The sequence below is a fragment of the uncultured Roseovarius sp. genome, from assembly GCF_913054395.1.
Taxonomy (GTDB): domain Bacteria; phylum Pseudomonadota; class Alphaproteobacteria; order Rhodobacterales; family Rhodobacteraceae; genus Roseovarius.
Genome location: NZ_CAJXIP010000103.1, coordinates 1 through 12833 on the forward strand (window position 1 = coordinate 1; position 12833 = coordinate 12833).

The following is a 12833-nucleotide window of genomic DNA, read 5'->3' on the forward strand; positions in this document are numbered from 1 at the left end:
TTCCCACTGCCTTTTTCTTTGCTTTCGATACTGAATTAGTCAGCAGCGATAACTGCGGCGACGATGGCCAGAAGGACCAGCGGAACCCAGACACCAGCAGCAGACGAGCTTGCTGCGGTTTCTTCAACAACGACCGGTGCCTCAACGACGGGCTCGGACAGGTTGCCAGCGAATGCGGTCGAAGCAGCAGCGCTAAGGGCAGCGGCGAGAACGAGTTTCTTCATATTATCCTCCAGATATTGGCCCGGCATTGTAACATACAACGCCAAGCACCCAAGACTTAACCTCGTGGCTTTTTTCTAACCAGCATTCAGACTCGATTGCAAACCCAAGTTAAGGCCCCGATCACATATCAGGCCCTGTTTTCGTCAAATTAGCAACACTTGTGTGCCTACTTGGGTCAATCCGAACAACTCTGCGATGTGTTCGTTGTAAAGACCGACGCATCCGTTGGACGACCGACGCCCGATCTTGCGGGTGTCGTGGGTGCCATGGATTCGGTAATAGGTCCAGCTCAGGTAAAGTGCGTGGGTACCCAATGGGTTATCGGGGCCCGGACCCACATAGGCCGGCCATTCGGGGTTACGTTTCAACATCGAAGGCGTCGGCCGCCAGCTTGGTCCTTCGACCTTGCGCACGACCGAGGTGCGGCCGCGCCGCGTCAGATCTTCGGTCAGCGGTACGGATGAGGGATAGAGTTTATAGACCGACTCATCCTCGCTCCAGAAGTGGACCGCGCGCGAATCTATATCGACAAGGATTGCGCCCTTGTTGAGGTTCGAAAAATAAGGTTGCCAATCGAGGGTGCGGAAACTGGAAATGTTGCGGCGAACGGTTTCGGTGACGTCACGCTCGATCTCGACGGTATCTTCACCATCAACGCTTTGCGCCAACGCGGGCGCCCCGATCAGCGCGGCAGTTCCGGCCAGAAAGGCCCGCCGGTTCCAGATGTCTCGGGTTTCAGAGGCCATTTTTGGTTTCTCCAGATTATGGTCCTTGGATTGTGGGAATATATGGCGCGAATGACGCAGTCGCAATTCAAACAACTGTCATCCGGCGAACTTGCGCGTATGTGGGTTTGAATCGCAACGCCCCCCACGATAAAGCAGATTATACAACAATACCGAGTGGTTTGAAATCATGGCCCGTCTTTACATCATCTTCCTGTCGGCGCTTTTGGCTTTGGCGGCCTGTGCGGCACCGCCACCGCCGCAACTGGGCTCGGACGGCAGACCATTGCCCAAGCTTTATCGCATCAGGTCAGGCGACACTGCGGAAATTCAGTTTCGCATGCTCGATGCTGTCAACTCTTTGCGGCAGGCTGCCGGGCAATCGCCCGTGATTCTCGACGCGTCGCTGAACGCCGCCGCCGCAACCCATTCGCGCGATATGTCTCTGCAAAACCGGCCCTGGCATTTCGGCTCTGACGGCTCTTCGCCGATCGAGCGGGTCAAACGTGTGGGATATACCGGTCACCTGGTTGGCGAAACGATCTCGGAAACCTATGAAACCGAGCTTGAAACCCTGTCTGCGTGGATGGAAGAGCCCTCATCGCGCCGCGTCATCCTTGCGCCGGATGCCCGAAAAATGGGGTTCTCCTGGCTTCAGGAAGACAACGGCAAGATCTGGTGGACGATGGTTCTGGGCGGGTGATCAGGGGTTGATGGTCACTGGCGTTCCGTCACTGACCATCGCATAAACCCTCTCCATCTCGGTATTCGTGATCGAGATACACCCGGCCGTCCAATCCGGGCCAAAAATCCCAAGCTTGTTCGGCTCGCCATGAATGAAGATATCGCCGCCGGGTTTCTTTCCGGCGGCCTTGGCAAAGGCGATATCCTGTTCATTAGGATACGAAATACCCAATGACAGGTGGAAAGAGCTGTTGGGATTGCGCCGGTCAACGGTGTATTCGCCCTCGGGGGTCTTGCCGTCGCCTTCGAATTCCTTGTGGCCCTCCGGGGCAAATCCAAGATCGACCTTATGCGATTTCAGCACCTGGTCATGATGCATCAACATCATTTCCCGTTGGCCTTTATTGACGATAACGCGAGTCACCTCGGGGCCGTTGTAGGTTTTGAACTTTGACGGGGCCGCACACGCCGCGAGGCCCATAAGCCCCGCGATCAGTAGGCAAATTCTAATAGGTCTCATCGAAAACTGCCGTTGTCCTGCTCACGTGAATCATACCCCGATATCACCATTCGACGATAGTAGAAATTTGCGGTGATCACGCAGGAGTCAGGCAAAAACCGGCCACCAGCTCGACATGCGAGGACCAGCGGAACTGATCCACGACACGCACCGGCCCAAGGTGATAGCCACTCTCCAAAAGCGCCTTTGCATCGCGCGCGAAACTTGCCGGGTTGCAAGAAACATAGGCGATGGCGGGCACATTGGTGCGGCAAATCTCGGCAATCTGCGCCTCGGCTCCGGCGCGCGGCGGGTCGATCACCACCGCGTCAAACCGCCTGAGCTCATCCGGCAAAAGCGGCTGGCGGAAAAGATCGCGCGCCTCGGTCGTCACGGCCTTGAGGCCCGCGCTCTTGCGCCAGCCTGCATCAAGCGCGGCGCACATGGCGGCATTTCCTTCGACGGCGTGAACCTGGGCCCCTTTGGCAAGGGGCAGGGCAAATGTGCCACAGCCGGCAAACAGATCGGCCACGCGCCGCGCCGTGCCGACAATCGCCGTCACATCCGCCACCAGGGCCGCTTCGCCCTCTGCCGTTGCCTGCAAAAAGGCATTCGGCGGCGGTTGAACCCGCGAGGTGCCAAACATCTGATCGGGGGCATGCCGAGTCACGACCACCTCACCATCCCAGGCCAGCCGCGCCAGATTATGGCGATCCGCCAATCCGGCAAGGGCAATACGCAGCGGGCCATCCAGGGGCTTGCCGTCACTGACCGCGATATCAAGACCATTCAGCGACAGGGTGACCGAGACCGAAATACCATTTTTGCGGCTGGCCCCGGTTTCGGCGAGCGCAGACGCCACAGGCACGGCCTCCATCAGGGCCGGATGCAACAGCTTGCAGTCCGGAATCTCGATGATGACATCCGATCCCTTGGCATGAAACCCGGCCATCGCGCCCTTTTTGGTACGTCGTGCAGTCAGGGTTGCGCGGCGACGCGATTGCGCGGGCGACACATGGATCGGCGCAAATTCGGCCGTGATCCCATGCGCCGCAAGCGCCGATTTCACCACATCCTGTTTCCAGTCCGCCAGGAAATCATCCGAGGCGTGCATAAGCTGACAGCCGCCGCAGGATTTGAAATGCCGACACGGCGGGGCAACCCGGTCGGGCGATGGCGTGTCGATTTTCACATCGCGCAACGCCTGACCCTCAAGCGTCCCGCTCACCACCTCGCCGGGTAGGGTAAGGGGGGCGAAAACCGGGCCAGCGGCGATCCCGTCGCCTTGGTGACCTAATCGAATGATTTTATGTTGGCTCATGCCCTCGGCTTTAGCCCTAGTTTGCACCGCGATAAAGGGTGCTTAAACCAGATCGTCACGCCCAAGACGAAAACCCGACGCGATCCAGCGCTGCTCCAGCTCGGCCAGACGGGCGCCAAGGGCCGGGCCGGTGTAATCCGGCATCAGATCGGCGGCCTTCACCGGAAACCTTGCCTTGGCCCCGCGCGCAAGAGCGTCGGCGTCGCCAAGTGCAAGCGGCTGTTCCAGAAACGCGGCACGCAACAACAGCATGTCATGCCCCTCGACCACGCCATGGCGATACCCCAATTCCGATGCGCCCATCGTACCCAGCGCACCATCCTGCAAATGCGCAAGTTGCCTGGCCTGAGCCTTGCTCAGACGCAGGCGCTCTGACACGTCCTGACCGCCAAGGGCGGCTAGGCGCCGTATGGCGTCTGGCCCCGTATCAGTGACCGATTCAAGATGCACAAGTGGTGCAAGCGCGCGATCCTCTGCCCCCGGCAGCACAGCCATCAGAACGCCCGCAGCGCGCATCGCGGCAACCGATGGGGCAGGGTCGGGCGCGCCCAGCAGCTTGAGCATCTCGGCACCAACCCGTTCGCGCGACAAATCGGCGAGGCCGTCGATATTCATCGCACAGGCCGCAAGCCCCTCGCCATCCAGCCCGCCATTCGGGTCGCCATACCAGGCGTGAAAACGGAAGAACCGCAAAATACGCAGGTAATCCTCTTTGATGCGCTGTTCCGGGTTCTCGATAAAGCGCACCCGCCGGGCGTTAAGGTCGTCAAGCCCGCCCAAAGGATCAAGGATCGTGCCATCGGACCGGGCATAGAGCGCGTTCATCGTGAAATCACGCCGCCGCGCGTCGGCACGGATATCACCACCAAAGGCCACGGTTGCATGGCGGCCAAAGGTTTCTATATCCTCGCGAAAAGTGGTCACCTCATGCGGAATGTGACCCGAAACCACCGTAATCGTGCCGTGATCAATGCCTGTCGGGACCGGCTTTAGCCCCGCCGCATCGGCCAGTTTCATCACCTGATCGGGCAGGGCGTCTGTGGCAATGTCGATATCACCCACCGACGCCCCCAAAAGCGCATTGCGCACACAGCCGCCGACGAAAAGCGCCTGATATCCGGCATCGTCAAGCATCTTGCACACCGCCTGTGTCGCGCCAACCTTGATCCAATCCTGGGTGATCCGCATCATGGCTTTGCCAGGTCAGCAAGGGTTCGCAGAATACGGGCAGTGGCGCCCCAGACGTAATAGGGGCCAAATGGCACCGTGTAATAGCGCCGCCAGCCACCAAGCCAGCGACGTTGCTCGACGCGGAAATGCGACAGGGTCAGCAGATGCGCCAGCGGCACCTCGAACACCTCATCGACCTCGCCCGCCTCGGGGCGCGGTGTAAACCGGCGCGACACCCGCCCCAAAATCGGCGTCACGTCAAAACCGGTAACGGTTTCATGCTTTGGCAAATGGCCCATGACCTCGACATTGGCGGGATCAAGGCCGATTTCCTCTTGCGCCTCGCGCAGGGCGGTCGCCGTGATATCAACGTCGCCCAAATCCTGCTTGCCACCCGGAAAGGCGATCTGGCCGGGGTGATGCTTGAGGGCCGAGGACCGTTTTGTCAGGATGACATGCGCCACACCGCCCGTTGAAATCACCGGCACCAAGACGCCCGCCGCCCGAAGCTTGCGCCCCGCAGGCAGGGTGATCTCGGGGTTGAGGTCATAATCGGACGAGGGCTGCCGCCCAGCGTCAAGCGCATCAAGCACCCGGTCAAGCGGATCAGGATCCGTCACCGGAGCCCTCTTTCGCGTCAAATCCAACCGTCGCCGGATCAAGCCGGTAATGCGCGCTGCAAAACTGGCAATCGGCGGTCACAATCCCTTCCTCCGTGGTCATCGTCTCGATGTCCTTGGCGGAATAAATTGACAGGCTGTTACGCACACGCTCTTCCGAACAGGTACAGCCAAAGCGCACCGGTTGGGCATCAAAGACGCGCGGCGCCTCTTCATGGAACAACCGCAACAACAGGTCGGTCGGCGCCACCGAAGGCCCGATCATTTCAAGGTCTTCAACCGTATCAAGCAACACATTGGCCCGAGTCCAGTTTTCGGCATCGTCACCCTCAAGGATATCCTCAGGCCGCAACAGACCGCCTTCACCGGACGCGCCACCCTGCGCAAAGGGCGAGGCCTTGGGCATATGTTGAAGCATCACCCCGCCGGCGCGCCAATGCTCGTTGCCGCCCGCCTCGGTTGACTTGCCAAAGCTGAGGGCAAAGCGCGTCGGGAGTTGCTCGGACTGGGCAAAATAGGCCTCGGCGCAACTGCGCAGGCTTTCGCCTGCGACCGGGGTAATCCCCTGATAGGGCGCCATGCCCTCACCCTGGTCGATCATCACCGCGAAATAGCCCTCGCCAAGCTGATTGAACGGGGCGGCATCGGTTAGCCGCTCGCGGGTATAACTGGCATAGGCCCGCATCCGGGCGGGTTCGCCGTCGTCGGTCGGACCGTAATAATCGGTGGCGATCATCCGCACCGGGCCGTTGGTCTGAACCTGAAGCGACAGCTTCCAGCGAAGCTTGATTGTCTGGCCGATCAAGGCGGTCAAAAGCGCCATTTCAGCAACAAGCGCCTCGACCACAAGGGGATAGTCATGTTGCTTGAGGATACCGTCAAGCACCCCGTCAAGCCGCGCGACGCGGCCTCGAATGTCTGCCTGGTCAAGCTGGAACGGCAAAATGGTGTCGTCCCAGGCGATTTTTTGTCCGAGTGTCATGGGGTTTCCTTCAGTGCCGGTTCTTGGCATATCGCGACTATATAGGCAGGGCAAGTCGGCGTCCAAGGGGGCAAGCCATGATCAGACGATTCGGAGAGACACCTAAACCTGGTATCTTGTATCGGCAACGCGCCGGGGTTTATGCGATCTTGCCCCGCGACGGGCAGCTTCTTGTCACCCATCAGGCCGCGCCAATACCCGAGCTTCAGCTGCCTGGCGGTGGGATTGATCCCGGCGAATCGCCGCTTCAGGCGCTGCACCGCGAAGTTTTCGAGGAAACCGGCTGGAAAATCGCGCGGCCCCTGCGTCTTGGGGTGTTTCGGCGTTTCACCTACATGCCGGAGTACGATCTCTGGGCCGAAAAGGTCTGTGTGATCTATCGCGCGCATCCGGTCCGCGAACTTGGCGCGCCCTCGGAACCGGGACATCAGGCAATCTGGATCAGCCCCGAAATCGCCGCGCGTGAGCTTGGCAATGAAGGTGACCGGTTTTTCGTCAGCCGGGAAACAGGTTTGGCTTGAACTCAAGCAGAACCGCCGACACGTCATCGGCAAAATCCGCATCCCCTGCGAATTCCGACAGTTTCCAGATCAGCGATTCGAGACAGGCCATGCCGCGTGTCTGACGCAAGTCGCGCAGAATGTCGGCAAGACCGGAATCGTCAAGCAGCCCACCAGATGTGCCCGCGCATTCGATGATCCCGTCGGAATGGATCAACAAGCGGTCGCCCGGCGCCATTGTGACCTCGAACTGTTGATATTCGGCACCGTCAATCAGACCCACAGGAAGCCCGCCGCGCCCGACGAATTCAACCTGCCCGTTGGCGCGCTGCAATGCCGGGTATGGGTGCCCCGCCTGGGCCATGATCACCTTGCCGCTTGCAAGATCGACCTCGGCCAAAAGCAGGGTGAAGTAATGCTCGGTCTCCATCTCGCTCATGATCAGGCGATTGAGGTTGGCGATCACCTCGGATGGCGGGCGGGCAACGAATTCACCACTGGCCGTTTTGCGCAGCGCAAGGTTCTGTTCGGGCACCGAGGACGAAAGGTATCCCGCAAGCCGCGCGGTCATCAATGCCGAGCTGATGCCATGGCCCGAGACATCCATGCCATAAAGGCCAATGCGCTGATTGCTGATCGGGAACATGCCCACAAGATCACCGCCAACATGACCCGCAGAATGCAGCATCAAAGAAACCTCGGCGGGGCCGTAGTCGCGATAACGTTCGCTGACCAGAGATTGCTGAAGCTTCTTCGCCTCGATCAGGTCGCTATCGAGCAGATCGTACAGTGTCTGCAATTCATCGAGCGTCGTCTTGATCAGCCGGTTCTTTTCGATCAGCTCACGCTCCATCCGCAAGATCCGCGCACCGGCGGAAATACGGGCGCGCAGCTCGGCGGCATTGACCGGCTTGGTCAGAAAATCATCCGCCCCCGCATCAAGCCCTAGCGCCACTTCATCCTTGTCGCTTTTCGAGGTGAGCAGGATGAAATAGCCATAGTGATCCCGCGACATCAGGCGGAATTCCTTGCAGAATTCCAGACCGCTCAGGCCCGGCATCATCCAGTCGCTCATGACAAGGTCGGGGGGATCATCACGGCACAGCACCAGGGCATCGTCGCCCGATTCGGCCTCTTGTACCTCAAAACCCCAGCGCTGAAGCGACGCCGACAGAATGCGGCGTTGCAGGCGGCTGTCATCGACCACCAACACACGCCGGATTACGCCGCCGCCCGCATCCATATCCGACATTTCCTGCATTTTAGATCGCACAACCGCACCATTTTCTGACCTGAACCAGACCTAGCGCCGCTGCCTTAACCGGGTGTGAATGCTAAAATTTTCAACGCTTGGTCGGCGCGTTTAACGTTTTCTCAGAAGATTTCGGCAAGCCTTGCGAGAGAGCGAAAGGAGGCCGAAAAATGATTGACTGGGACCGGGTTCAGGATTTGAGCGATGAAATCGGACCAGATGCGTTTGGCGAGGTGGTCGAGCTGTTCCTCGAAGAGGTGGACGTTGAAATCGACAAATTGCGCCAGATCACGGATCGAATAGCGCTTGAAAGCCAACTTCATTTTCTGAAAGGCAGCGCACTTAACCTGGGCTTTGCCGCCTTTGCCGAGCTTTGCCACAGGGGCGAGGTGGCAGCGGTCGCCGGACAGCAGAACACCGTCGATATTGCCGCGATTCTGACCTGCTATGACAGGTCGAAATCCATGTTTCTTTCAGATCTGGGCCGGGTGATTGCCGCCTAGATCAGGAATTCGCCCAGAACCTCATCCTTGGTGATATCCCTGTAATCGAATCCCGCCGCGTCAAGTTTCAGCAGGAAGTGCTTAAAATTTTCCGGGTTCTTGGTTTCGATCCCGATCAGGACGGACCCAAAGTTGCGGGCTGATTTCTTGAGATACTCAAACCGCGCAATATCGTCATCGGGGCCAAGAATTTCCAGGAATTCACGCAAGGCGCCGGGGCGTTGCGGCATCCGCAGGATGAAGTATTTCTTAACGCCAGAAAACCGTTGGGCACGTTCCTTGACCTCGGGCAGGCGCTCGAAATCGAAATTGCCGCCAGAGGTGACACATACGACGGTCTTGCCCCGGATCGCTTCGCCCATATCCTTGAGCACATCGACCGCCAAGGCGCCCGCCGGTTCAAGAACGATCCCCTCGATATTGAGCATCTCAAGCATGGTCGTACACAGCCGGTCCTCGTCAATGACAAGGGCATCAGATGGGTCAAGGCCGGAAAGCCGGGCAAAGGTCCTGGCACCGATCTGTGCCACTGCGGCCCCGTCGGCAAAGTTATCGACATGGTTCAGGCGCACCGGCTTGCCCGCCGCAAGCGCGGCCCCAAGACAGGCCCCGCCCATCGGTTCCACCAATGTCAGCCTCGCGCGATCCCCGACATAGCTTCGCACCCCGGCAGAAAGACCGCCGCCGCCCACCGGCATGATCACGTGATCCGGCAGCCCGTCAAGCTGTGCCTCGATTTCGACCGCGACCGAGGCCTGGCCTTCAATCACATCCTCATCGTCGAACGGCGACAGGAAATGCCCGCCGGTTTTCGCACAATAGGCCTGGGCGGCATGCAGCGTGTCATCGAAATAATCGCCGGTAAGGCGGATCGTCACCGCATCGCCGCCAAACTTTTCCGTCTTGCCAATCTTTTGCTGTGGCGTTGTCACCGGCATGAAGATCACACCGTTGACCCCGAAATGGCGACACATGAACGCCACGCCCTGCGCGTGATTGCCCGCACTGGCGCAAACGAATTGCGTGGTCTCGGGATTGCGCGCCAGAGCCTTGCGCATCGCATTGAACGCCCCGCGCAATTTATAGGACCGCACCGGCGAAAGATCCTCTCGCTTAAGCAGGATTTCGGCGCCATAGCGCTCGGACAGATGATCATTGCGTTGCAGCGGTGTCGGTTCGAACACCTCGCGCATCGCGGTCTCGGCCGCTTGGGCCCTGGTTCTGAAATCAGTCATGCCTGCCTGAGTGCCGCAATCATCCCGCCCTGACAAGTGTCAGAGATCGCGACCCTCGATAAAATGCCCGTAAAGCGTGGTCAGGATGCTCACATTAATCAGCGCCGAAATCAGGAGGCCGACAGGCATAATCAAAAGCCCGAGCACCGGGATCACCACCAAGAGGCTCAAGGCAAATTGCAGGACAAACTGAAAACCGCTCAGAATGATCAAGAGCAAAAGGATCGTTCCATCCGCGCCCTTGGTCGCCTCCCAAGCCTCTTTCATTTTGAGCGGTTTGGCAATTGCGGCGGCGGGCAAAATCGGGGACAGCCGGAAAATGATGACGTTCAGGGCCAGAATAATCAGCACCATAAGGACCATACCCGCAACTGGCGCGGCAGATGCGGTAACCCCCATTAGCAACCCGACGGGTAACACGATGACAAATGACAACAGGCCAAGCAGGATCGCATGACCGGCATAAGACAGGATACGATCAAATCGCACTGTCGGAATCCAACCGGTCGGATATTCTGCCAAAAGAACAAACCGATGCCATGCCACGATGACCCATAGCGCGATCATGACAAGAACCAGCATAAGCAGGAAACCCCCGAATGCGGCACCGCCACCGATGGCGCCCGACCCGCTTTCAACGCCTGAAAGCTGGCTGGTCGAAATGCCCAGGATCGCCATATAGCCAATCAGGAAGGCGAACCCGATCAATGCCGGAACAAGCGTGATCTTCATCACCTGAGGCAGATTGCCAAATATCATTTTCAGCGAAAGGGTAAAAATCTTCCAGGCTTTCATGGACTCACCTCTAAGGATACTGTTTATCTGCATTAACACGTGACAGGGTTCGGTCAACCGGCTCCACTTGCCCATCAAGGAAAAAGCCGCTACTCCGCCAGCCAGATTTGTCGCAAGGGGAAAGTAATGTCTGCGCCCAAAAAAGTTGTCCTGGCCTATTCTGGTGGCCTTGATACCTCGATCATCCTGAAATGGCTTCAAACCGAATATGGCTGTGAAGTGGTGACCTTTACCGCCGATCTGGGGCAGGGCGAGGAACTTGAACCGGCCCGCAAAAAAGCCGAGATGATGGGGATCAAACCCGAGAACATCTATATCGAGGATGTGCGCGAAGAATTCGTGCGCGATTTCGTCTTTCCGATGTTCCGCGCCAACGCCCTTTACGAGGGGCTTTACCTCTTGGGCACCTCGATCGCACGGCCGCTGATCTCCAAGCGGCTGGTCGAAATCGCCGCGGAAACCGGCGCCGATGCGGTATCCCATGGCGCGACCGGCAAAGGCAACGATCAGGTGCGGTTCGAATTGGCGGCCTATGCTCTTAACCCCGATATCAAGGTGATTGCGCCCTGGCGCGAATGGGATCTGAGCAGCCGGACCAAGCTTTTGGCCTTTGCCGAACAGAACCAGATTCCGATCGCCAAGGACAAACGTGGCGAAGCGCCGTTCTCGGTTGATGCCAACCTGTTGCACACCTCGTCCGAGGGCAAGGTTCTGGAAAACCCGGCAGAGGCCGCGCCCGACTATGTCTATCAGCGCACCGTAAGCCCCGAAGACGCGCCCGACACCCCGGAATTCATCGAAATCAGCTTTGAAAAAGGCGACGCCGTGGCGATCAACGGCGAGGCGATGAGCCCGGCGACGATCCTGACCAGGCTTAACGAATATGGCGGCAAGCACGGTATCGGGCGGCTGGATTTCGTCGAAAACCGCTTTGTCGGCATGAAATCGCGCGGAATCTATGAAACCCCCGGCGGCACCGTCTTGCTTGAGGCGCATCGCGGCATCGAACAGATCACCCTTGATAGCGGCGCAGGCCATCTCAAGGATTCACTGATGCCGCGCTATGCCGAGCTTATTTACAACGGCTTCTGGTTCAGCCCCGAGCGCGAGATGCTTCAGGCCGCGATCGACAAAAGCCAGGAACACGTGACCGGCGTTGTTCGGCTCAAGCTTTACAAAGGCTCGGCAACCACCGTCGGCCGCTGGTCCGATCATAGCCTCTATTCAGAGGCGCATGTGACCTTCGAGGACGACGCTGGCGCCTATGACCAGAAAGACGCGGCTGGCTTTATTCAGCTGAACGCGCTGCGCCTCAAACTTCTGGCGGCACGCAATCGTCGCCTTAAAGGCTAGGCCGACATCAATCTGGGCGCGCCTTTCAATGGCGCGCCCATCTCAGATCGCCACCGAACAAAGCCTTTCATAGGCGGGCATTGCCGCCTCCGCCAGGGCCGCACGCGGACCGTCAAGATCGGGCAGGGGCCCTTCAGCAGCGGCAAATCCGGTGCTTTCATGCACGGCCCCATACCAATGCGCCGCCCAAACCCCGTCATCCGGGTGCCCGCCACTTGGCCAACTGAGCATTTTCGGCGTCCAGTCCAGATCAATCGCTGCACAAAGCCGCTTCAGCATCCGCTCGGGATCGCGACGGATATCGCCCGAGTCGATCACCACCGGTCGCCCGCCTGCCTGCTTGATCTGATCATATAGCTCAGCCTGCTGGACAAACCCGATATCCGCAAGTGTCGGATTGTCGTATTTGGCCGAAAAGCTGGCCGCGACGCGCGCCGGATGCCGGATCAGGAACACATTCGTCACGCTCTGAACCCAGTCGCGCGGCATCCCGGGGATCATATGCTGGGACATGTGCTTTTGATAGAAATGCGGCATTTGGGCCGGAATAGGGCCTAATAGCCCGTCAATCACCGCCGCCGGATCAGTTGGCTGCGAGGCAAGAATTTCGTCGCGCATCGGGTGCGTTAGCCCGGTCTTGTCAAGGTAGGCCGCATAAAACGGCTCGTCCACAACCGCGCAATCGCCGCGTGCGGCAAAGGAATACATCATCGCCGTACTCAGGTTGCGTGGCCCGGACCACATCGCAATCCGCATGTTACAGATACCCCGTCGCGGCACCATGGCCGCACTTTTCCGATTGAAAGAATTTCCTCATTGCCTGCCGATCCCCTTTGATACCACCTTGTGTCTAGGAGCGTCGAATCGCAGATGCAACAAAAGAGGGCAGGGGCCGATCATGGAAGCAGATTTCTGGCATACACGATGGGAAAATGCGCAGATCGGATTTCACGAAGGTGAGGTCAATCG

At 58.8% G+C, this 12833-nt stretch carries 15 protein-coding genes and 1 pseudogene; 5 read left to right on the forward strand and 11 right to left on the reverse strand.

All coding sequences use genetic code 11. The features are described from left to right. Positions 1-35 precede the first annotated feature (35 nt). Positions 36-224: a hypothetical protein gene (locus QZ522_RS13515; RefSeq protein WP_294612487.1), complete on the reverse strand. Its 189-nt coding sequence runs from the start codon at positions 222-224 to the stop codon at positions 36-38. A gap of 144 nt (positions 225-368) precedes the next feature. Beyond that, positions 369-971 carry a L,D-transpeptidase gene (locus QZ522_RS13520; protein ID WP_294612490.1) on the reverse strand — a complete coding sequence of 201 codons (603 nt, stop codon included), beginning with the start codon at positions 969-971 and terminating at the stop codon, positions 369-371. A 169-nt stretch (positions 972-1140) separates the two neighbouring features. On the opposite strand from QZ522_RS13520, the gene QZ522_RS13525 reads away from it, so the two are divergent. Then, complete coding sequence (locus QZ522_RS13525; RefSeq protein WP_294612493.1) at positions 1141-1653, forward strand: CAP domain-containing protein; 513 nt, start codon at positions 1141-1143, stop codon at positions 1651-1653. Here QZ522_RS13525 and QZ522_RS13530 read toward each other — a convergent pair whose 3' ends face one another. The 5 genes from QZ522_RS13530 to QZ522_RS13550 all read right to left on the reverse strand — a co-directional run bounded on the left by QZ522_RS13530 (position 1654) and on the right by QZ522_RS13550 (position 6226). Beyond that, positions 1654-2154, reverse strand: coding sequence for a L,D-transpeptidase family protein (locus QZ522_RS13530; protein ID WP_294612496.1), 501 nt, complete (start codon positions 2152-2154; stop codon positions 1654-1656). Between the two features lie 76 nt (positions 2155-2230). Beyond that, a complete protein-coding gene (locus QZ522_RS13535) occupies positions 2231-3454 on the reverse strand; it encodes a class I SAM-dependent RNA methyltransferase (protein ID WP_294612498.1) in 1224 nt (407 codons plus the stop codon). A 42-nt stretch (positions 3455-3496) separates the two neighbouring features. Beyond that, positions 3497-4642 carry a CCA tRNA nucleotidyltransferase gene (locus QZ522_RS13540; protein WP_294612524.1) on the reverse strand — a complete coding sequence of 382 codons (1146 nt, stop codon included), beginning with the start codon at positions 4640-4642 and terminating at the stop codon, positions 3497-3499. Further along, on the reverse strand, positions 4642-5244 hold the full coding sequence (locus tag QZ522_RS13545; protein WP_294612500.1) for a CoA pyrophosphatase: 603 nt from the start codon (positions 5242-5244) through the stop codon (positions 4642-4644). The genes QZ522_RS13540 and QZ522_RS13545 overlap by 1 nt, the downstream gene beginning before the upstream one ends. Beyond that, positions 5231-6226 carry an Hsp33 family molecular chaperone HslO gene (locus QZ522_RS13550; RefSeq protein WP_294612503.1) on the reverse strand — a complete coding sequence of 332 codons (996 nt, stop codon included), beginning with the start codon at positions 6224-6226 and terminating at the stop codon, positions 5231-5233. Before QZ522_RS13550 ends, QZ522_RS13545 begins: the two co-directional genes overlap by 14 nt. Positions 6227-6303: 77 nt before the next feature. Between QZ522_RS13550 and QZ522_RS13555 the strand changes: the two genes are divergently transcribed. Then, positions 6304-6747, forward strand: coding sequence for an NUDIX hydrolase (locus tag QZ522_RS13555; protein WP_294612506.1), 444 nt, complete (start codon positions 6304-6306; stop codon positions 6745-6747). On the opposite strand, the gene QZ522_RS13560 is transcribed toward QZ522_RS13555, so the two are convergent. Next, positions 6722-7987, reverse strand: coding sequence for a SpoIIE family protein phosphatase (locus QZ522_RS13560; protein ID WP_294612527.1), 1266 nt, complete (start codon positions 7985-7987; stop codon positions 6722-6724). The genes QZ522_RS13555 and QZ522_RS13560 overlap by 26 nt on opposite strands. A gap of 161 nt (positions 7988-8148) precedes the next feature. Here QZ522_RS13560 and QZ522_RS13565 point away from each other — a divergent pair, with 161 nt between their 5' ends. After that, positions 8149-8481 carry an Hpt domain-containing protein gene (locus tag QZ522_RS13565; protein ID WP_294612509.1) on the forward strand — a complete coding sequence of 111 codons (333 nt, stop codon included), beginning with the start codon at positions 8149-8151 and terminating at the stop codon, positions 8479-8481. On the opposite strand, the gene ilvA is transcribed toward QZ522_RS13565, so the two are convergent. Then, a complete protein-coding gene (gene ilvA, locus QZ522_RS13570; RefSeq protein WP_294612512.1) occupies positions 8478-9716 on the reverse strand; it encodes a threonine ammonia-lyase IlvA in 1239 nt (412 codons plus the stop codon). The genes QZ522_RS13565 and ilvA overlap by 4 nt on opposite strands. 39 nt (positions 9717-9755) lie before the next feature. Further along, positions 9756-10511, reverse strand: a complete 756-nt coding sequence (locus QZ522_RS13575; RefSeq protein ID WP_294612515.1) for a threonine dehydratase — start codon at positions 10509-10511, stop codon at positions 9756-9758. A gap of 126 nt (positions 10512-10637) precedes the next feature. Here QZ522_RS13575 and QZ522_RS13580 point away from each other — a divergent pair, with 126 nt between their 5' ends. Then, a complete protein-coding gene (locus tag QZ522_RS13580) occupies positions 10638-11864 on the forward strand; it encodes an argininosuccinate synthase (RefSeq protein WP_294612518.1) in 1227 nt (408 codons plus the stop codon). A 42-nt stretch (positions 11865-11906) separates the two neighbouring features. Here the strand turns inward: QZ522_RS13580 and QZ522_RS13585 are convergent, their stop codons facing one another. Continuing rightward, the gene (locus QZ522_RS13585) at positions 11907-12620 is read right to left on the reverse strand and encodes an HAD family hydrolase (protein ID WP_294612521.1); all 714 of its coding nucleotides are present in this window, start codon (positions 12618-12620) and stop codon (positions 11907-11909) included. On the opposite strand from QZ522_RS13585, the pseudogene QZ522_RS13590 reads away from it, so the two are divergent. After that, a pseudogene (locus tag QZ522_RS13590) lies at positions 12619-12833 on the forward strand (hypothetical protein); the annotation flags it as partial. The gene QZ522_RS13585 and the pseudogene QZ522_RS13590 sit on opposite strands and share 2 nt — an antisense overlap.

Bases quoted from the DNA above. Each gene is read 5' to 3' on its own strand.
- QZ522_RS13565 (WP_294612509.1), top strand. From the start codon at position 8,149: ATGATTGACTGGGACCGGGTTCAGGATTTGAGCGATGAAATCGGACCA.
- QZ522_RS13530 (WP_294612496.1), bottom strand. From the start codon at position 2,154: ATGAGACCTATTAGAATTTGCCTACTGATCGCGGGGCTTATGGGCCTC.
- QZ522_RS13555 (WP_294612506.1), top strand. From the start codon at position 6,304: ATGATCAGACGATTCGGAGAGACACCTAAACCTGGTATCTTGTATCGG.
- ilvA (WP_294612512.1), bottom strand. From the start codon at position 9,716: ATGACTGATTTCAGAACCAGGGCCCAAGCGGCCGAGACCGCGATGCGC.
- QZ522_RS13585 (WP_294612521.1), bottom strand. From the start codon at position 12,620: ATGCGGATTGCGATGTGGTCCGGGCCACGCAACCTGAGTACGGCGATG.
- QZ522_RS13540 (WP_294612524.1), bottom strand. From the start codon at position 4,642: ATGCGGATCACCCAGGATTGGATCAAGGTTGGCGCGACACAGGCGGTG.
- QZ522_RS13560 (WP_294612527.1), bottom strand. From the start codon at position 7,987: ATGCAGGAAATGTCGGATATGGATGCGGGCGGCGGCGTAATCCGGCGT.
- QZ522_RS13525 (WP_294612493.1), top strand. From the start codon at position 1,141: ATGGCCCGTCTTTACATCATCTTCCTGTCGGCGCTTTTGGCTTTGGCG.
- QZ522_RS13580 (WP_294612518.1), top strand. From the start codon at position 10,638: ATGTCTGCGCCCAAAAAAGTTGTCCTGGCCTATTCTGGTGGCCTTGAT.
- QZ522_RS13575 (WP_294612515.1), bottom strand. From the start codon at position 10,511: ATGAAAGCCTGGAAGATTTTTACCCTTTCGCTGAAAATGATATTTGGC.
- QZ522_RS13535 (WP_294612498.1), bottom strand. From the start codon at position 3,454: ATGAGCCAACATAAAATCATTCGATTAGGTCACCAAGGCGACGGGATC.
- QZ522_RS13520 (WP_294612490.1), bottom strand. From the start codon at position 971: ATGGCCTCTGAAACCCGAGACATCTGGAACCGGCGGGCCTTTCTGGCC.
- QZ522_RS13550 (WP_294612503.1), bottom strand. From the start codon at position 6,226: ATGACACTCGGACAAAAAATCGCCTGGGACGACACCATTTTGCCGTTC.
- QZ522_RS13515 (WP_294612487.1), bottom strand. From the start codon at position 224: ATGAAGAAACTCGTTCTCGCCGCTGCCCTTAGCGCTGCTGCTTCGACC.